Source organism: Streptomyces sp. NRRL WC-3742 (genome assembly GCF_000720635.1).
In the GTDB taxonomy this organism is placed as follows: Bacteria; Actinomycetota; Actinomycetes; order Streptomycetales; family Streptomycetaceae; genus Kitasatospora.
The window spans coordinates 1-19,436 of the sequence record NZ_JOCF01000034.1; the positions used below are offsets into that span (position 1 = coordinate 1).

At 72.5% G+C, this 19,436-nt stretch carries 14 protein-coding genes; 10 read left to right on the plus strand and 4 right to left on the minus strand.

All coding sequences use genetic code 11. The features are described 5' to 3' along the window. Window positions 1-263: 263 nt before the first annotated feature. From IH61_RS43040 to IH61_RS0119605, 5 genes are all read left to right on the plus strand, one after another. Complete coding sequence (locus IH61_RS43040; protein WP_051837468.1) at window positions 264-920, plus strand: hypothetical protein; 657 nt, start codon at window positions 264-266, stop codon at window positions 918-920. 92 nt (window positions 921-1,012) lie between these two features. Next, entirely contained in the window at window positions 1,013-2,638 is a 1,626-nt protein-coding gene (locus IH61_RS0119590; RefSeq protein WP_031071522.1) for a multicopper oxidase family protein, read from the plus strand. A 258-nt stretch (window positions 2,639-2,896) separates the two neighbouring features. Continuing rightward, the gene (locus IH61_RS0119595) at window positions 2,897-4,834 is read left to right on the plus strand and encodes an amino acid transporter (protein WP_234327249.1); all 1,938 of its coding nucleotides are present in this window, start codon (window positions 2,897-2,899) and stop codon (window positions 4,832-4,834) included. 256 nt (window positions 4,835-5,090) lie between these two features. Next, window positions 5,091-5,621, plus strand: coding sequence for a TetR/AcrR family transcriptional regulator (locus tag IH61_RS0119600; protein ID WP_031071525.1), 531 nt, complete (start codon window positions 5,091-5,093; stop codon window positions 5,619-5,621). Next, entirely contained in the window at window positions 5,611-6,042 is a 432-nt protein-coding gene (locus tag IH61_RS0119605) for a DUF5360 family protein (protein WP_234327250.1), read from the plus strand. Before IH61_RS0119600 ends, IH61_RS0119605 begins: the two co-directional genes overlap by 11 nt. A gap of 74 nt (window positions 6,043-6,116) precedes the next feature. Here the strand turns inward: IH61_RS0119605 and IH61_RS49980 are convergent, their stop codons facing one another. Next, entirely contained in the window at window positions 6,117-6,767 is a 651-nt protein-coding gene (locus tag IH61_RS49980) for a transglycosylase family protein (protein WP_051837470.1), read from the minus strand. Window positions 6,768-7,182: 415 nt separating this feature from the next. Here IH61_RS49980 and IH61_RS41105 point away from each other — a divergent pair, with 415 nt between their 5' ends. From IH61_RS41105 to IH61_RS0119625, 3 genes are all read left to right on the plus strand, one after another. After that, window positions 7,183-8,790 carry a purple acid phosphatase family protein gene (locus IH61_RS41105; RefSeq protein WP_158845092.1) on the plus strand — a complete coding sequence of 536 codons (1,608 nt, stop codon included), beginning with the start codon at window positions 7,183-7,185 and terminating at the stop codon, window positions 8,788-8,790. A 126-nt stretch (window positions 8,791-8,916) separates the two neighbouring features. Continuing rightward, window positions 8,917-9,711, plus strand: a complete 795-nt coding sequence (locus tag IH61_RS0119620) for an MBL fold metallo-hydrolase (protein ID WP_031071533.1) — start codon at window positions 8,917-8,919, stop codon at window positions 9,709-9,711. Between the two features lie 213 nt (window positions 9,712-9,924). Next, the gene (locus tag IH61_RS0119625) at window positions 9,925-10,848 is read left to right on the plus strand and encodes a tectonin domain-containing protein (RefSeq protein ID WP_051837474.1); all 924 of its coding nucleotides are present in this window, start codon (window positions 9,925-9,927) and stop codon (window positions 10,846-10,848) included. 67 nt (window positions 10,849-10,915) lie between these two features. On the opposite strand, the gene IH61_RS0119630 is transcribed toward IH61_RS0119625, so the two are convergent. From IH61_RS0119630 to IH61_RS0119640, 3 genes are all read right to left on the minus strand, one after another. After that, complete coding sequence (locus tag IH61_RS0119630) at window positions 10,916-11,338, minus strand: hypothetical protein (RefSeq protein ID WP_158845095.1); 423 nt, start codon at window positions 11,336-11,338, stop codon at window positions 10,916-10,918. Window positions 11,339-11,541: 203 nt separating this feature from the next. Further along, window positions 11,542-12,750: a protein kinase domain-containing protein gene (locus IH61_RS43045; RefSeq protein ID WP_051837476.1), complete on the minus strand. Its 1,209-nt coding sequence runs from the start codon at window positions 12,748-12,750 to the stop codon at window positions 11,542-11,544. 85 nt (window positions 12,751-12,835) lie between these two features. Next, the gene (locus tag IH61_RS0119640; RefSeq protein ID WP_031071540.1) at window positions 12,836-13,420 is read right to left on the minus strand and encodes a TetR/AcrR family transcriptional regulator; all 585 of its coding nucleotides are present in this window, start codon (window positions 13,418-13,420) and stop codon (window positions 12,836-12,838) included. A gap of 57 nt (window positions 13,421-13,477) precedes the next feature. Here IH61_RS0119640 and IH61_RS0119645 point away from each other — a divergent pair, with 57 nt between their 5' ends. Both IH61_RS0119645 and IH61_RS43050 read left to right on the plus strand, forming a co-directional pair. Beyond that, window positions 13,478-14,359: an alpha/beta fold hydrolase gene (locus tag IH61_RS0119645; protein ID WP_031071542.1), complete on the plus strand. Its 882-nt coding sequence runs from the start codon at window positions 13,478-13,480 to the stop codon at window positions 14,357-14,359. Window positions 14,360-14,441: 82 nt separating this feature from the next. Beyond that, window positions 14,442-19,430: a glycosyl hydrolase family 18 protein gene (locus IH61_RS43050; protein WP_078911246.1), complete on the plus strand. Its 4,989-nt coding sequence runs from the start codon at window positions 14,442-14,444 to the stop codon at window positions 19,428-19,430. Window positions 19,431-19,436 lie beyond the last annotated feature (6 nt).

Here is a 19,436-nt window from a genome sequence, read left to right on the forward strand (position 1 = left end):
GCTCGGACCCGTCGGCACGCCGCCCTGCCCGTGCTCCACGCCCCGGCCGCGGGCCCCCGGCCGGGGGGCGCCGCCCGCTCCGTACCCCGCCCGCCCGCCGCTCGGACCCGTCGGCACGCCGCCCTGCCCGTGCTCCACGCCCCGGCCGCGCGCCCCGGACCGGGGCGCGCGGCATGCTCGGGAGGGCGGCCCCGGGTGGGGGAGGGGTGTGAGGCGGGATACCCTGCGGGGGTACGTGGCCGATAGGGCGAGGAGGTGGGTCGATGGGGCGGGAATCCCGGCTGGTCGGCCCAGCGATGCCCTGGGCGCTGCGGCTGCTGCTGTTGGCCGCGCTGGTGTTGGGCATCGCGACGATGCACACCCTCGGCCACCCCTCCGTCGCGCACGGCGGCCACGGCGAGCCGATGGCGCCCGTTGCACAGTCGGCGGACGGTGAGGGCGTCGCCCCCGCAGCGCTGCCCGCTGCCGTCGTGCAGGAGCGGCCGGTGGCGCCTGTGGCGCTGCCGCCGGGTGGTGGTTTCGTCCGGTCGCTGGCTGCTGCGCACGGCCGGTCGATGCTTTCCGCCGTGCCGCCCGCAGCTGTCGTGCAGGAGCGGCCGGTGGCGCCTGTGGCGCTGCCGCCGGGTGGTGGTTTCGTCCGGTCGCTGGCTGCTGCGCATGACTGGCCGATGCTTTCCGCCGTCGTCGCGCACGACGTGCGGCCCGCCATGCCCGCCCATGGCATGGACCCCATGGTCGTCTGCCTCGCCGTCCTGGCCGGGTGGAGCCTCGTGCTCCTCGCCGTCGGTCCGCTGCTGCTGCGCCGCAGCGGGGACGCGGCCGCCGCTGTGCGGGCCCAGGTGCTGCGGGCCGTGCGGGCGTTGCCGCCGCCCGGGGGTGGGCGGGTACTGCTCAACCGGTTGTCGGTGCTGCGTCAGTAGGCGTGCGCCCGGCCGCTTCGCGCCCCCGCGCGTGGTGCGGCAGATGCGCCCTGCTCGTTCACACCACCACACCGCACGAGGTGCACTCCGTCATGCGTACTCCCACCCGCCGTACCGTCCTCGGTGCGGCGCTCGCCGCCGCGTCCACCGGGCTGCTCGCCGCCTGTTCCTCCGACCCGATGTCGGGAATGAACCACGATGCCGGCGGGGCGAGCAGTCCCGCCGCCGTCCCGCCCGCCGGGTTCCTCGCGCCGAACGGTCCCGAGGTCGCCGCCGCCGAGGCGCGCCGCAACCCCGGGCCGGAGCGTAAGGTCGCGCTCACCGCCACCGAGTCCACCGTCGACCTGGGCGGACGCAGCGTCCGCACCTGGACGTACGGGGACCGCCTGCCCGGCCAGGAGGTCCGGGTCAAGGCGGGCGAGAAGCTCGCGCTCACCCTCGCCAACCACCTGCCGCAGCCCACCTCCCTGCACTGGCACGGCCTCGCGCTGCGCAACGACATGGACGGCGTCCCCGGCGTCACCCAGGACCCGATCAGGCCGGGCGCCTCCTTCGACTACGGCTTCGCGCTCACCCACCCGGGCACGTACTGGTTCCACCCGCACTCCGGCGCCCAGCAGGACCGGGGCCTGTACGCGCCGCTGATCGTGGAGGACCCGAAGGAGCCGCTGGCCTACGACAAGGAGTGGGTCGTCGTCCTGGACGACTGGGTGGACGGCGTGGACGGCAGCACCCCGGACGCCGTGCTCGCCGAACTCGCCAAGGGCATGGGCGGGACGGGAGGCGGGGACCACTCCGGGCACACCATGCCGGGAATGCCGGGAATGCCCGGGATGCAGGGGGCGCCGGGCACGGCCGCAGGCGCGGGCGGCGCCACTCCCGCCACCGGCCCGTCGCGCATGCTGATGGGCGCCCGCAGCGAGCTGCTCGGCGGCGACGCGGGCGATGTCGCGTACCCGTTCCACCTGGTCAACGGTCGGCTGCCCGCCGCCCCCGAGACCTTCGCCGCCAAGCCCGGCGACCGCGTCCGCATCCGGCTGATCAACGCGGGCGGCGACACCGCCTACCGGGTCGCGCTCGGCGGCCACGAGCTGACGGTCACCCACACCGACGGCTTCCCCGTCGAGCCCGCCACCACCCAGGCGCTGCTGCTCGGCATGGGCGAGCGCTACGACGTGCTGGTCACCGTCAAGGACGGCGTCTTCCCGCTCACCGCCCTCGCCGAGGGCAAGAACGCGAGCGCCCTGGCCGTGCTGCGCACCGGTGGCGGCGCCGCGCCGGAGGCTTCCGTCCGCCCGTCCGAACTCGACGGGAGGCTGTTGACCGCCGACCGGCTCAAGGCCCACGCGAGCGTCCGCCTCCCGGCCAGGCAGCCGGACCGCACGGTGAAGCTGGAGATGACCGGCGGCATGGCCAAGGCCGACTGGGCGTTCAACGGCCGCCGCTACGACCCCGCGCAGCGCTACCCGGTGGCGGCGGGGGAGCGCGTGCGGCTGGAGTTCCGCAACGCGACCGAGATGTGGCACCCCGTCCACCTCCACGGGCACTCCTTCGCGCTGCCCGGCGACGGCCCGCGCAAGGACACCGCGATCGTGCTGCCGGGCGCGACGCTCGCCGTCGACTTCGACGCCGACAACCCGGGCCTGTGGATGGTGCACTGCCACAACGTCTACCACGCGGAGACGGGCATGATGACGGTCCTCGGCTACCGAGCGTGACGAGCTGAACCCCCGGGGCGGGAGCGCCCCCGCCCCGGGGCTGGCCCTGACGTGAATCTCACTGACGTTTTCTTAACGCGGGGTGATGACGTGTCCTTAACGCCTGTCGCATAGCCTGTCGCACTGCTGTCGTTCGACGGCGTTTTTACGGGGCCTTTAAACAAGAGGTGCAAGGTGGTTTCGTCGGGTTCGACGGACACGACGACGGCGGAACCGTCGTCGGCGCGAATACGCATTCGCAACTGGCTGCTCGAGGACGTGAGCGCGGAGAAGCCCGCGCCGAAGTCCCAGCGGACCGCGGGCGGCACGGAGCCGGGGGACTCCGCCGCCGACAGCGGGACCGAGGCGCACGGCGCGCACACCGGACAGCGCTGGTGGCGGGTCATGTGCCTGACGGGCCTCGACTACTTCTCCACCCTCGGCTACCAGCCCGGCATCGCCGCCCTCGCCGCGGGCGTCCTCTCGCCGATCGCCACGATCGTGCTGGTGATCGTCACCCTGCTCGGCGCACTCCCGGTCTACCGGCGCGTCGCCCAGGAGAGCCCGCGCGGTGAGGGCTCGATCGCGATGCTGGAACGGCTGCTCTCCTTCTGGAAGGGCAAGCTGTTCGTACTGGCCCTGCTGGGCTTCGCGGCGACGGACTTCCTGATCACCATCACCCTCTCCGCCGCCGACGCCAGCGCCCACCTGGTGGAGAACCCGCACCTCAACAGCCTGCTCGGCGACAAGCAGGTGCTGATCACCATGGTGCTGGTCGCGCTGCTCGGCGCCGTCTTCCTCAAGGGCTTCAGCGAGGCGATCGGCCTGGCCGTCTTCCTCGTCGGCGCCTACCTGGCGCTCAACGTGGTCGTCGTCGCCGTCGGCCTGTGGCAGATCCTCAAGGCCCCGCACGTCGTCACCGACTGGACGGACGCGCTGACCGCCCAGCACGGCAACCCCGTCATCATGGTCGGCGTCGCCCTGGTGACCTTCCCGAAGCTGGCACTCGGCCTGTCCGGCTTCGAGACCGGCGTCGCCGTGATGCCGCACATCGAGGGCGACGCGGGGGACACCGAGGCCAAGCCCACCGGCCGCATCCGCGGCGCCCGCAAGCTGCTCACCACCTCCGCCGTGATCATGAGCGTCTTCCTGATCGCCACCAGCTTCATCACCACGCTGCTCATCCCCGCCGACCAGTTCAAGCCGGGCGGCGAGGCCAACGGCCGCGCGCTCGCCTTCCTGGCGCACGAGTACCTGGGCGGCGCCTTCGGCAGCGTCTACGACCTCTCGACCATCGCCATCCTCTGGTTCGCCGGCGCCTCGGCCATGGCGGGCATGCTCAACCTGCTGCCCCGCTACCTGCCGCGCTACGGCATGGCCCCGCACTGGGCGCGCGCCGTGCGCCCGATGGTGATGGTGCTGACCCTGATCGGCTTCCTGGTCACCTGGATCTTCGACGCCGACGTGGACGCCCAGGGCGGCGCGTACGCCACCGGCGTGCTGGTGCTGATCAGCTCGGCGGCCATCGCGGTGACCATCGCCGCGCACAAGAAGGGCCAGCGCGGCTGGACCGCCGGCTTCGGCGCGATCTCCGCGATCTTCCTCTACACCACCGTGCTCAACGTGATGGAGCGCCCCGACGGCCTCAAGATCGGCGCCTGCTTCATCGCCGGGATCATCCTGGTCTCGCTGCTCTCCCGGCTGCGGCGGGCCTTCGAGCTGCGCGTGACGAACGTGGTGCTCGACGACGTGGCGGAACGTTTCATCAGGGATTACGCCCACCGCCCGCTGCGCCTGATCGCCAACGAGCCCACCAACCGGGACGTCGCCGAGTACCGCGACAAGATCCGCCAGATCCGCGCCGACAACGACATCCCCGGCGAGGACGACCTGGTCTTCGTCGAGGTCACCGTCCGTGACGCCTCCGACTTCGAGGCCGAGCTGACCGTGCGCGGCGAGGTCCTGCACGGCCGCTACCGGGTGCTCACCCTGGAGAGCTCCAGCATCCCCAACGCGATCGCCGCGCTGGCGCTCACCGTCCGCGACCGTACGGGCCAGCAGCCGCACCTGTACTTCGAGTGGACGGAGGGCAACCCCTTCGCCCAGTTCATGCGGTTCTTCCTGCTCGGGCAGGGCGAGGTCGCGCCGGTCACCCGCGAGGTGCTGCGCGAGGCCGAGCCCGACCGCAGCCGCCGGCCGCGCGTGCACGTCGGCTGACGGCTCGCGCCCTCGCCCCCTGGCGCCCTCGGGCCCGTCCGGTCTCCTCGACCGGGCGGGCCCTCCAGTTTTACTACGGATGTAGTGCCACTACATCCGTAGTCCCACCCCTGCGGGCGGGGCGGGACTACTCCAGTAGTGCCACTACTGGAGTAGTCCGAAGGCGCGCCCGCAGGGCCCGCGCCGCTGCTAGGGTGACGACTCGACAGGACCGACCGTCTGGACGGTCCGACGTAGACGAATCGGGTGGGGGCCCATGAGGGATCAACTGCTGGACGCGGTCGAGAGGCTGCTCGTCCGGGGCGGCGTGGACGCCGTACGGCTGGACGCGGTGGCCGCCGAGGCGGGGGTGAGCAAGGGCGGGCTGCTGCACCACTTCCCGAGCAAGCGGGCGCTGGTGGAGGGCGTGGTCGGTCGGCTGGCCGACCGCTTCGAGGCGGTGCTGCCCGGGCCCGGGGCGCCGCCGGGGGCGTTCGCGCTGGCCTGGCTGGACGCGACCATCCCACCCGAGTCCCCGGCCGGGGACACCAGCGGCGTCGACCAGGTGCCCGTCGCCCTGCTCGCCGCCGCCGGCGGGCCCGAGGTGCTGGACGGGCTGCGCGAGCGGTACGCCCGCTGGCAGCGGCGGCTGGAGGAGGACGGGCTCGACCCGGCGACGGCCACCCTGGTGCGGATGGCCGTCGACGGCTGGTGGTCGGCGCGACTGCTCGACCTCAGCCCGCCGCACGACGCACTGCACCGCGAACTGCGGGCCCTGATCGTGGAGCTGGTGCGCCGTGGCAGCTGAGCACGGCGGTTGCGTCCTGCGGTTCACCAAGGTGTCGATGGCCCTGACCGACCTCGGCTTCCTGGCGTACTGGGCGGTCACCGTGACCGCTCTCCTCCCCGCCCGGTACGCGTACCGGGACTACGACAATCCGATCCTCGCCGACTGGAACTACTCGTTCCTGCCGCTGGACCTGCTCGCCGGCCTCACCGGGCTCGCCGCCCTGCTGACGGCCTGTCGGGGCGGGCGCGCCGCCGTCCGGCCGCTGATGCTGATCTCGTTGGTCCTCACCAGCACCGCCGGGCTCCAGGCCCTCGCCTTCTGGGCGCTGCGCGCGGACTTCACGCTCAGCTGGTGGGCGCCGAACCTGTTCCTGCTGCTGTTCCCGCTGCCGGGGATCGTCCACCTGGCCCGGCGCGACCTGGGCTGGTCGGCACCCTGACGGTGCGACGCCGCCCGCGCCCGTCCGGGGCCCGGGCGCGGGCGGCGTCGGTGGGAACCAGGCCCGGACACGGCCTAGTTCGGCGGCGGGACGCGCAGGACGAGCCCGGGTCGGATGAGGTCCGGGTCCTCGCCGACGGCCGTCCGGTTGAGCGCGTAGAGGGTCGGCCAGCCGCCGGGTACGCGCAGGGCGGCGGCGAGTTCGGTGAGGGTGTCGTTCTCGCGGACGGTCCACCGGCCGTTCCCCTCGGCCGGCGCGGCAGCGGAAGCGGCAGGGGCAGGGGCGGCCGGGGTGGTGGCCGGCGGGGGCAGGACGGCGTCCCGGCTGTGGTCGCGGGTGGCGCGCACCCCGCAGACCGGCCAGGGGCTCAGCCCCCGGCGCCCGGCCAGGCGCTGGGCGATGTCGATCTGTTCCTCGCGGCTGGCGAGGTCGGCGCGCGGCGCGTAGTCCAGCCCGCCGTTCTCGCGCCAGGTCGGGGCGTCGAACTGGAGGCCGCCGAAGTAGCCGTTGCCGGTGTTGACGTGCCAGTTGCCGCTGCTCTCGCAGGCCGCCACGTTCTCCCAGTCGTACGGCCCGCCGCGCTGTCCGCCACCGGGCCCGCCTCCCTGCCCGCCGCCGTCGCCGCCCGGGGGTGCGGCGTGGGCCGTGGGGGCGGCGAGGGCCATGGCGATGGCGCACAGCGCGGTGGGGAGGAAGCGGCGGCGGAAGCGAGCGGTGGGAGGCATGGGCGGCTCTCAGGTGAGGGGACAGGGCTTGCGCCGTCCGGAGGCGGCGCACTCCCACCGACGCACGCCGGGTCGGGCGCGCCGCCGACGACACGTCCGACAGGTCACCCGTCCGGCCGCCCGGGACCACCCCGCCGGCCCGCCGCCATCCGGCCGTACCGCATGCCGACGCGGTGCCGACGCGGTGCCGACGCCGTGCCGCCCCGGTACCGATGCCGTACCGACGCCGTGCCGATGCCGTACCGCCGTGCCGACGCCATGCCGAAGCCGTGCCGACGCCGTGTCACGACGCCATGTCGAGGACACGGGCCACCGTTCAACTGCCGTTCGCCGTACGCACGGTCGGGGTTGGTCCGGTCGTGCAATCCGGCTGCGAGCCTCCTCGGCGTTTCTCGGAGCACAGGAGGCAGCAGTGGTGGCACAACCTTCGCGTAGAACGGTCCTTCGGACGGGCACGGCGGTCGGCGCGCTCGCCGCGATCCCCGCGTCCACCCTCCTCTGGACGCAGCCGGCCGTGGCCGGTACGCCCGGCCCGGAGCAGATCCACCTCCAGTGGGGCGACGAGCCCTCCCGTCAGATGACCGTCTCCTGGGCCACCGCCGCCACCGTGCGCCGCCCCCGGGTCCGCATCGGCACCCCGCGCACCGGCGCCGGGCGCAGCGTCGACGCCCGCAGCCGCAGCTACGTCGACGGCCTCAACAAGGTCGAGACCTTCACCCACCACGCCCGCCTGGACGGGCTCACCCCCGACACCACCTACGTCTACGAGGTGCTGCACGACGGCGCCGAGCCCGTGCGCGGCACCTTCCGCACCGCGCCCGCCCGTGGCCGCGCCGCCTTCCGCTTCACCAGCTTCGGCGACCTCGGCACCGGCGACAACGTGTTCAAGAAGTCCTCGATCCACGGCAACGCCGCCGTGCGGCAGGTCGAGCAGTTCGCTCCGCTGTTCCACCTGCTCAACGGCGACCTCGCGTACGCCAACAACAACCCGCAGCTGCAGCCGCAGGCGTGGAACGCGTTCATGAACAACATGGGCAAGTCCGCCGCCAACCGCCCGTGGATGCCGGCCCCCGGCAACCACGAGGTCGAGGCCGGCGGCGGCGACCTCGGGTACGCCTCCTACCTGACGCGCTTCGAGCTGCCCGGCAACGGCACCCGCGACCACTGCGGCAACTGGTACAGCTTCCAGGTCGGCTCGGTGCTGTTCGTCAGCCTCGACGGCAACGAGATCGCGGTCGAGGACGACGCCAGCCTCGACCCGGCCACCGGCCAGTCCATCTACATCAGCGGTTACAGCGAGGGCGCCCAACTGCGCTGGCTGGAGCGGGTGCTGAAGCAGGCCCGGCGCGGGAGCTCGGTCGACTGGATCGTCGTCAACCTGCACCAGTTCGCGATGTCCTCCTCGGCCGCCAGCCACGGCGGTGACATGGGCCTGCGCGAGCACCTGCTGCCGCTGCTCGACCGCTACTCCGTCGACCTCGTCCTCGCCGGTCACGACCACGACTACGAGCGCACCCACCCCGTCCGCGGCACCGAGGCGGGCGGCCTGCTCACCCCGGCCGTCGTGGACGACGAGCTGCGCCAGGTCGACACCTCCGAGGGCACCGTCCACCTCATCCTCGGCGGCGGCGGTACCGCCGGTCACGACGACGTCTACCTTCCCGCCGACGCCGACGGCGTGCGCGAGGCCACCGTCCGCACCCAGCGCCTCACCTTCAAGGCCGACCCGGACGCCAAGGAGAAGGCCCACTGGTCGGCGGTGACGGACCCCGACACCACGTACCCGTACGGCGTCGCCGTCTTCGACGTCGACCCGGGCCTCGTCCCCGGCGGGCGGACGACGATCACCGTCTCCTACTACCACTCGGTTCCGGCCACCGCCGCCAACCCGGTGCCGGTCCCGGTGCTGTTCGACAGGTTCACCCTCTACCGCGACCGCAGCGACGGCTGGTCCGACGACAACGACGACCAGGGCGAGGACGAGCAGTCCGGCGAGCGCGCGAAGGCCCGCGCGGGCCGCTGACGCCCCCTCTGCACAGGAAGTCGGCCCGGCCGACTTCCTGTGCAGAGGGAATCCCTGGGGAGGGAATCCCCCGCCTCCCGGGCCGGTTGCAGCCGACGTCAGGTTGGCAGCGGCGGGAGGGCACGCGTGAAGATCGGCGACATCGAGGTCCTGGCGATCGCGGACGGGGTGGGCACGGAGGTGGCCGCCGAGATCCTCACCCGCCCCGGGGTGGACGACCCGTGGTCCTGCCACGAGCACCACCGGCGGCCGGACGGCAGCCTCGACCTCCCCCTGGGCGGCTTCCTCGTGCGCACCGGGGAGCGGACCGTCCTGGTGGACGCCGGAGTCGGCCCCTTCGACGACGGAAGGTACCGCGGCGGCGGCCTCCTGGACTCCCTCGTGGCCCACGGCGTCACGCCGGAGGAGGTGACCGACGTGGTCTTCACCCACCTCCACTTCGACCACATCGGCTGGGCGACCGTCGAGGGGAAGCCCGTCTTCCCCCGCGCCACCTACCGTGCCCACGAGGCCGACTGGGAGCACTTCGTCACCGGAGCCACGGCAGTCCCGGAGGCTTCCGCCAAGCTCACCCCCCTCGGTGACCAACTGGCCCTGTTCGAGGCCGATTTCACCGTGGCCCCCGGCCTCGACGCCCTCCACGTCCCCGGCCACACCCCCGGCACCACCGTCTTCGTGGCCTCCTCCGGGGGCCGCCGCGCCCTGCTGCTCGGAGACGTCGCCCACTCGGTGGTCCAGTTCGGCGAACGGGACTGGCAGGTCGTCTGGGACGTGGACCCGGCCGCCGCCTCCGCCGCGCGCAACCGCATCGCCGACGAGGCCGCCGACACCGAGGACCTCCTGGTGGCCGCCCACTTCCCCGGTATGCGCTTCGGCCGCGTCCTCGCCGCCGACGGCAACCGCCGCTTCGTCGCGGTCTAGCCTCGCGGAGCCTGGCGAAGCGCTTGACGGGGCGCCTGTCGGAGCGCTTGACGAGGCGCTTGACGGAGCTTGTACCCCGGGGTGGGACGGGTTGGCAATGCGTCATTCGGCGTAGGACAGGGCGTCGGAGGGCGGGGGAGAATTCCGAGCGGCATGCGCACGCCAAGTTCTTCTGCACGGAGCACTCCCACCCCACCCAGAAGGTTGGAAGCGATGATTCTCCGCGCCACCACTCGCAAGCTCTTCCTCGCCGGCCTCGCGCTCGCGCTCGGGACCGCCCCGCTGGTCGCGGTTCCGGCCCAGGCCGACACCGTGACCGTGACCGCCGCCGCGGCCACGTTGCGGCCGGTGAACCCGATCGCGGTGTCCACCGTGCTGTACGGGCTCAGCCCCGACCGCAGCGGTGTCTTCAGCTGGAACGGTGCCACCTGGACGCAGGTCGGCGGCCCGGCCGCCACCATCGTCTCCGGCGGGGGCGCGCTGGTCGCGACCAGCCCCTCCAACGGCGACGTCTACGCGTACGACGGAAGCTCCAACGCCTGGGCGAGGGTCGGTGGCCCGGGCAAGGAGTTCGCCGTCGACGGCAGTCGCCACCTGTACGGGCTCAGCCCCGACGGCAGCGGCGTGTTCCAGTGGCAGGGCGGCACCGACTGGGTGCAGATCGGCGGCCCCGCCGCCCACATCGTCGCGGGCGGCGGCGACACCCTGATCGCCACCAACCCCACCACCGGCGACGTCTGGCGCTACACCGGCACCCCCAACAACTGGACCCGCATCGGCGGCCCCGGCGCCCAGTTCGTCGTCGACGGCTCGGGCACCGTCTACGGGCTGACCCCGGACCGCGGCGCCGTGTTCCAGTGGCAGGGCGGGACGAACTGGACCCAGGTCGGCGGCCCCGCGAGCAGCCTCGTCGCGGGCGGCGGCAGCTTCCTGCTGGCCACCAACCCGACCACCGGCGACGTCTGGCGCTACACCGGCACCTGGGCGCGCATCGGCGGCCCCGGCGCGGAGTTCACCGTCGACGGCGCCGGCACGGTCTACGGCCTGACCCCTGACGGCAGCGGCGTCTTCCAGTGGCAGGGCGGCACCAACTGGACCCAGATCGGCGGCCCGGCCGCCTGGCTCGCGGCCTCCTGACACCCAGTCCGCTGAACACCCCCCCCCGGGCCCGCCGCGCCCGCGCCGACGAGCGCGGCGGGCCCGCTCAGCCGGTCCCGGCCCGGACGTACACGTCCGCACCGCGCGGCGCCCCGGCGCCGGGCAGCAGCACCACGAAGACCTGCCGCCCGGCCCGTCCCTCCGGCAGGAGCACGCCCTCGGTCGGCCGGTCGCCGGGCAGCACGGCCCGCAGGTCCTCCGGCAGGGGTGCGCGGGTTCCCGCGGGCGGCAGGTCGTAGGTGCGGAGGAAGTCGTCGATGTTGTTGTCCTCGGTGGCGCCGGCCCCGTAGTGCAGGTAGGCGACCGGCGTCCCGGCGGGGGTCTTGGCGATCACGGCCCATGCCGGGACGTAGTACCGCCCCTTCCCGGGATGCTGCTGGTAGGACAGGCCCGCCAACCGTTCGGCGCGTACGGCCTCGGTCTCCCGTGCCGCGCGCGCGTTCAGGAACGCGTCCACTCCCCACCACACGCACCCCACGATGACCAGCCCGCAGAACACCTCGAACCCGACGAGAGCCCGACGCCCCCACCCCCGCCGCGCGGACCCACCCGGCGTCACCTCAGAGCTTCCTCGTCCGGGCATCGCTGGCGCCTCCCATGTCGAACTCGCGGGCCAGTCCGGGGCATCGGGGCCGGCCGGCTCCACCTCGACCTTAGAGGGGCCGGGGAGGTTCAGGGGTGTCGGGGGCGGCCCGGGGCGGTGTTGATGAGGCAGAGGAGGGAGCCGGGGCGGACGGCTGTGTCCTCGTCGGCGATGACGGCGATGATGACGCCGGTGACGGGGGAGCGGATGTCGACGGTGTCCTCGTCGGCGGTGATCCTCAGCAGGGGTTCGCCTGCTTGGACGGTCGAGCCGTTCCCGTGGTGCCAGGCGGCGACCCGCAGTTGGCTGCATCCGACGAACCTGGGGAGCCAGACCGGGAACCTGTTCGTCAGGATGGCCGGCCTCAAGGATGTCCGGTGGGGCCCGGGGTCGGTTCGAGCCCGAATGACTGCTCCGGGGAGGGCGGAGGGCGGTGGAGCGGCGCTTGCGGTCGGCACCGGTTCGGCCTCGGGTGGGCCGCACGTGCGGGTGAGGGTGGCGATCGTCTCGGCGACGGTCGGCCGGCCGTCGGGCGTCTTGGCCAGCAGCGCTGCGACCAACTGGTCGACCTCGGCGGGGACTTCGGCCCGGACGGACCGGAGGCTGCGAGGCACCTCCTCCAGGTGCCGGTGCATCAGCGCCCACACCTGCCCGCCGGTGGCGCGGAAGGGCGGTGCCCCCGTGAGCAGGGCGTGGAGGACGCAGCCCAGTGCGTACAGGTCGCACCGGGTGTCGATGTGTTCGCCGCGCCACTGTTCCGGGGCCATGTAGAGCGGGGTGCCGAGCGGCCGGCCGGTGGTGGTGAGCGCGGCCGTGGTGTCGTCGGTGCGGGCGATGCCGAAGTCGCAGATCTTCAGCCGGCCTCCGGTGGTGAGGAAGAGGTTGCCGGGCTTGAGGTCGCGGTGGACGACGCCCTGCGCGTGTGCGGCGGCGAGGGCTTCGGCGGCCTGTCGGGCGAGTGCGAGGGCCCGGTCGACGGGCAGGCCGTCCGGTGCGTCGGCCAGCAGGCAGGCCAGGTCGCGGCCTTGGAGGAGTTCCATCACGATGAACAGTCGGCCGTTGTGCCGTCCGACGTCGTGCACCACGGTGATCCCCGGGTGCTGGAGCCGTGCGCCGATCGTTGCCTCGCGCTGGAAACGCTGGAGCGTCTCCTTCGTGCTGCCGCCGTCGGGCAGCAGTTTCAGGGCGACCGCGCGGCCGAGTACGACGTCGTGGCCCCGCCACACCTGGCTCATGCCGCCGCGCCCGAGGCGCGCGTCCAGCCGGTATCGCTTGGCGAGGTGGTCGCCCTCCCGCACAGTGCCTCCTCGCGGACGATGCCACCATTGTGCCGGTCAACAGCCGTGACGGAGGGGCGAGTTCGGCGGTTCCCGGCATCGGTTTTCAGGCGGGCAGGACGCGGCCGAGGTGGTAGTGGAGGACGGCGGTCGCGTCCTCGGGGGTGCGCTGGCCGAGGAGGACGCTCAGGCCGAGGCCGGCGGAGGTGGCGAGGAGGAGGGCGGCTTCGTGGTGAGGGTCGAAGGTGGGGTCGGCGGGGCGGGCGGCGGTGAGTTGGGTGGTGAGGAAGGCTTCCATCTCGTCGGGGGCGGCGAGGGTGCCGAGGGCGGGGTCGGTGACGGAGAGCACCGCGTACTCGGTGTAGATGAGGTGGAAGGCGCGGCTCTCCTCGGTGGTGGGGACGGCTTCGAGGAGGACGGCCTCGATGATGCCGCGTGGGGCGCTCGCGGTGCCCGTCGCGCGCAGCCGGTGCTGGATGCGTTCGCCCATGCGCGCGCCCAGGCGGGTCATGGCGGCGAGGAGTAGCTGTTCCTTGGTGTCGAAGTAGTACTGGACGAGCCGTACGGAGACGCCCGCCTCCACCGCGACCGACCGCATGGTGACGGAGTGCAGGCCGCTGTTCGCCGCCGAGCGGAGCAGGGCGTCGATGATGTGGGCCCGCCGTTCCTCGTGATCCACCAGCTTCGGCATCGGGTTCCTTCCGGATATTTTTGTGGTACAACCATACCATCAAAACCGGGAGGGATCATGACCAGGACCAGCGTCGGACACTTCGTCAGCGAGGCTTCTCGCGCGAAGTTCCTGGAGGCGTACGACCGGGCGATGGAGCTGTGGCCGAGCCCGCGCGAGGAACTCGACGTCGAGACCGCGTACGGGACGGTGCACGTCCACCGCTACGGCGCGGCGGCCGGCGAGCCGGTCGTGCTACTGCACGGGCACGCCGGGCACCCGTCCAACTGGTACCCGCAGGTCGCCGCGCTGGGGGAGCACCACCCGGTGTACGCGGTCGACACCCTGGACGACCCCGGGCGCAGCGTCCAGCGCGTCGTGGCCGAAGGGTCGGAGGAGAACGCGGCCTGGCTCGGCGAGGTCCTGAGCGGCCTCGGGCTGGAGCGGGTGCACCTGGTGGGCGTCTCGTACGGCGGGTGGCTGGCCCTGAACCAGGCGATCCACCACCCGGAGCGCGTGGCCTCCGTCACGGCCCTCGACCCGGGCGGGATCGAGAAGGTGCCCGCGCGGTTCTACGCGCACATGGTGGGCGGGCTGTTCGGGATGCTCGCCCCGAGGCGCTACCGCCCGGCGCTCGGGCGGCTGTTGGCGAACCCGGCGCTCAGCGCGCCGCCCGAGATGATCGCCCCGCTGATGCTCGCGATGCGCAGCTACAAGCCCGGCTCGCGTCCGCCCGCACGGCCGTTCACGGACGAGGAGTTGGCCTCGATCGCCCTGCCGGTCCTGGTGCTGGTCGGCCGCCGCAGCGCGCTGCTGCGCCCGCGTCAGGTGGTGGAGCGGGTGACGGGGCTCGTCCCGGGCGTACGGGCGGAGATCGTGGAGCGGGCGGGCCACGGGCTGAACCTGGAGCGCCCGGAGCTGGTCAACGAGCGGCTGCTGGCGTTCGCCGCCGGGCGTTGACGCGGCGTGTATCCGGCGTCGACGCGCCGTTCCTAGCGTGGCCGGGCCCGTGGTGCGGGCGGTGACGCGAAGGAATGTGGAGATGCGAACAGTCAGGTTCCCCTCGGCACGCCCCCGGTGGCGGTGGCCGATGAGGGTGGCGGCGATCGGGATGGCGGTGCTGCTGGCGTTCACGGCGATGCCCACGCTGAGCGCCGTGGCGGCGGACGGGACGGACGAGGACAGGCTGTACGCGACCCGGTACAGGGAGTTCATCGACCAGCTGCGGGCGGACACGAGCGCTTCGCTGATCGCGGCCCAGGACGCGGTGGAGCACGACGTCACCAGCATCAATGCGACGACGGCGGGATACATCCAGGTGCCGCTCACGAAGCTCGAACGGCTCGACCCGACCATGGGTGACGTGCCGCCCATTCTGGTGATGCGCCGGAGCGACCTGTACATCATGGGCTTCCTGCGGCCGGCCCAGCACAACAGGCCCGCGCTGTTCTTCCGCATGCGGGGGACGGACGCTCCGGACCAGGAGGGCTACAGGACCGTCGACCTCGGGTACAGCGACAGGTACAACGACAAGCAGGGCCTCCTCGATCCGAACGACGTGAGGATCGACCAACAGGCGCTTCATGAGGCCCTGGACGCTCTACGCGGGGCGAGGGAGGACTACAACTCCCGTCAGGCCCTGAAGGGGGCGCTCACCATGCTGGCCACGGCCGCGTCCGAAGCGGCCCGGTTCCAGGTGATCCGGGACAACATCCTTCGCGCGCTGGCGACGCGTACGTCGGACGGCCATCCCTCGGTGTACGACGCCCGGGACAGCGTGGTGCCGAACGACCTCACGCTCACACCGGAGATACGGAGCAGAATCACCGGGGGCTGGCTCGTCAACCGCTGGGATGCGCTGAGCGAGCGAGTCCTCGCCTGGAACGACGACAATCCGGAGGGCGATCTCAGGTCCGCGTTCGACGCAGGGCCCCTCGACCAGAGGTTGACCAACGTCCCCTTCACCATAGGCAGGGCCCTGTCCTTCCTCGCGGTCGTGCACGTCGGGGCGGCCGGCTGCGGAGGGCGGACCCTCCAGCTGACCTCCGGCACGACCGGCACCGCCTCGGGCGTGTGCACCACCCACCCGAAGGCCATCGACGCCGCCGTGTCCATCGACGACGTGAGCGCCCACGCGATCCTGTTCAAGGGGCCCAACTACCAGTACATGACGGGCGACCGCGGCATGCGGGACTGGCCGTGGGCGCTGGAGGGCAAGCCGCGCAGCACGGTCCAGGACTGCCCGGCCCTGCGCGGCACGGGGTTCGCCACCGGAGTGGACGCGGCGCTGCGCCTGCCGGACTACCCGGACGACCTGCTGCTGTTCCGGGGCGACCGCTACCTGCGCCTGCGGCTCGGCAAGAACGCCCAGGGCCGGACGTTGCAGGGCTGTTCCGTCCAGACCGGCCCGATGCCGATCGGGGACGCCTTCACGCCGTTGAAGGGCACGGGTTTCGCGAACGGTCTCGACACCGCCGTCTCCGTCACCGGCAGCCAGGCGTACCTCTTCAAGGGGGACCAGTACCTCCTCCTCCAGGTCGCCGTCGGCGGCTCCGGGGACAGGATCGTGAACGGCCCGAAGCCCATCAAGGACAACTGGTCCCAGTTGGCGAGGGCCCGCCTCACGTCGGACCTGGATGCGGCCTTCTCGCCGCCCCAGTCCCAGATCGGTGACAACGCACCGCCCCTGGAGACGGTGTTCATCAAGGGCGGCGCCTACGTCAGCATGGTGGTCCGTCCCGGGACGGTGGACGACGACCCCATGTCGGCCGGCATGATCGAGGACGACTGGTACGGCTTCCGGAACTCGATCTTCTCCTCGAGGGACTCCGTCATCCGGATCCCCCAGGAGATGCACCGCCCGCCGGGCGGCCTGCCGCCCGGGCCGGTCAAGGGACTGAGCGGGAGGTGCCTGGACGTCAAGGACGGCGCGACGGCGCCGGGCACCCCGGTCCGGCTCCAGGACTGCAACGGCGGCGACGCCCAGAAGTGGTCGGTGCCGGGCGACGGCACCCTCCGGGCCCTCGGCACGTGCCTTGAGGCGGCGGGCGCCGGGAAGGACTGGGGCACCAAGGTGCAGCTGGCGGCCTGCGACGGCTCCGCCGCCCAGCGCTGGAACCGCACCGCGGCACGGGAGTTGAGGAACGCCAACGCCGACCTGTGCCTGGACGTCCCGGGCTCGGTGGTCGACGACGGGCGGCAGCTGCAGCTGTGGGGCTGCAACGACAGCGGCGCGCAGAAGTGGACGGTCAACGACCCGTCCGTGCCCGCGCCCACGCCCGTGAGCGGTGACGCCGGCTCCCCGTTCGACGACTCGGCCGACGACCGGGGCGGCAAGCCCGCCTCCTCCGGCGACTGCCGCCCCGAGGGCATGGCGGTCACCCCAGGTGTCACGGCGCGCTACTGCGACGTGTACGACGGCAGCGGCCGTGAGTGGGTCGGCAACAACCGCACCCGCCGTACGGTCGGGTACTTCAACGCGGGGCGCACCGGGGCGGACGGCACCCCCGGGTACCTGGTGTCCAACATCCCCTGGTCGAAGGTGAGTCACATCAACTACGCCTTCGCCCACGTCACGGACAACCGGATCTCCGTCGGCGACCCCAACGACCCGAAGAACCCGGCCACCGGCCTGACCTGGGAGGGCGACCGGAACGCGATGGACACGTCCCTCCCGTACCGGGGGCACTTCAACCTCCTGAACACGTACAAGAAGAAGCACCCGGCGGTGAAGACGCTGATCTCGGTCGGCGGCTGGGCGGACACCCGCGAGTTCTACGCGATGGCCACCAACGCGGACGGCTCGGTGAACCAGGCGGGGATCGACACGTTCGCCGACTCCGTGGCGGACTTCCTCGACCGGTACGGGTTCAACGGTGTCGACATCGACTACGAGTACCCCACCGCCCTGCCCAGCACCGGCAACCCCAACGACTGGGACGTCTCCGACCCGCGCCGCAAGGGCCTCCAGCAGGGCTACACCGCGCTGATGAAGACCCTGCGGCAGAAGCTGGACAGGGCGGGCGCCGACAAGGGCCGCTACTACCTGCTGAGTTCGGCCGGGTCCGCCTCCGGCTACCTGGTGCGCGGCCTGGACGCCGGGCAGGCGCTCCAGTACCAGGACTACGTCAACGTCATGAGCTACGACCTGCACGGCTCCTGGAACCAGTACGTCGGCCCGCAGGCCCCGCTGTACGACGACGGACGGGACAGCGAGCTGGCCGCCGCCGGGATCTACAACGACCAGGACCCGAACACCAAGGACTACCAGAAGAACGGGTACTTCAACCTCGACTGGGCCTACCACTACTACCGCGGCGCCCTCCCGCCCGGCCGCATCAACCTCGGCATCCCCTTCTATTCCCGGGGCTGGCAGAGCGTGCAGGGCGGCACCGACGGCCTGTGGGGCACCTCGGTCATGGCGGACCAGTCCAAGTGCCCGAAGGGGGTCGGCGGCCGGGGCCCGGCCAACGCCCCGGCGTGCGGGCTCGGTGCGACCGGCGTCGACAACGTCTGGCACGACACCGAGGACGGCCGCGAGATCGGCGCCGGGTCCAACCCGCTGTGGCACACCAGGAACCTCCAGGCGGGCACCGTGCCCGGCTACCTGCGCTCGTACGGGATCGACCCGGCCTCTGACGCGGGCAAGCTGACCGGCGCCTACGCCGAGAAGTACTCCGACGCGCTGCAGTCCTCCTGGCTGTGGAACGACGCCAAGAAGGTGTTCCTCTCCACCGAGAACGACCGGTCGATCGACGCCAAGGCGAAGTACATCGCCGACAAGGGCATCGGCGGCGCGATGATCTGGGAGCTGTCGGGCGACTACACCAAGCGCCCCAACGGCGAGTGGGGGATGGGGTACGACCTGACCACCCGGCTCGACACCGCGCTCCGGGGCGCCGGGGCGTCCGGCAACTCCACGGGCGGCGGCAAGGCCCTGCCGGCCCAGGTGATCGACGTCAAGGCCGAGTTGGTGGACTTCCCCACCGACACCAAGGACATGTGGCCGATGCAGCCGAAGCTGCGGATCACCAACAACACGAAGACGGCCCTCGCCCAGGGGACGGAGATCTCCTTCGACCTGCCCACCTCCACCCCGCCGGTGCTGAAGGACGGGGCCTTCAAGGCGATGAGCGGCCTCGTCCCGGGCCACACCGGGCCGAACGCGGGCGGGCTGAAGGGCGACTTCCACCGGGTGACCGTCAAGCTCGGCTACTGCGAGGACGTGCCGGCCGGAAAGTCCAGGGACATCGACGTCAAGTACTACCTGCCCGTCACCGGCCCGGCGAACGTCACCTTCCGCATCGGCGGCCAGGAGTACGGGTCGACCGGCGACCTGCGGCGCGCGGTGACGACGGTCGACCCGCCGGCGGCGGACCCGGCGGCGCAGTGCCGGGCCGCAGCCTGGCAGGCCCACGCGTACAACCCGAACCCCTCGTTCGCGTTCTGGCAGACCGGTGACAAGTGGATCATCGAGGACCGCAACAGCGGCAACGTCCTCGACCACCCCGGCGACTGGACCGACGCCCACCTGGTGGACAAGCAGAGCGGCAACGCCAACCAGCTGTGGACGGTGAGCGAGGACGCCCAGGGCTGGTACCACGTCAAGTCCGCGTCGAGCGGGCACGACCAGTGCCTCGGCGCCACCACGGCCAGGGGCGCCCTCACCGTGCGGGACTGCGACGGAAAGGTGGACCAGTGGTGGCGGCTGGTGCCGCTGAGCACGGACCAGGCCACGGCGGGCAGGCCGCTTCTGGACCAGTGGGTCACCGGCGGGCCCAAGCACGGCGCGTCGTACGCGCTGGGCGGTTTCGCGGACGGCGCCGACTGGTGGCGGACCCCGGCCTACCTGGCCGCGCCCGAGAACAGCGGCACCGACGCCGGTACGAGGATCATCGCCGGTGACACCGACGGGGCCTGGGCCTCGACGGTGTCGTGGAACGGCTTCTACTGGCGGGCCAAGTGGTGGAACAAGGCGGCCGACGAGCCGGGCAAGGGCGACGCCTGGCAGAAGCTCGGACCGACCCCGTGACCGGTC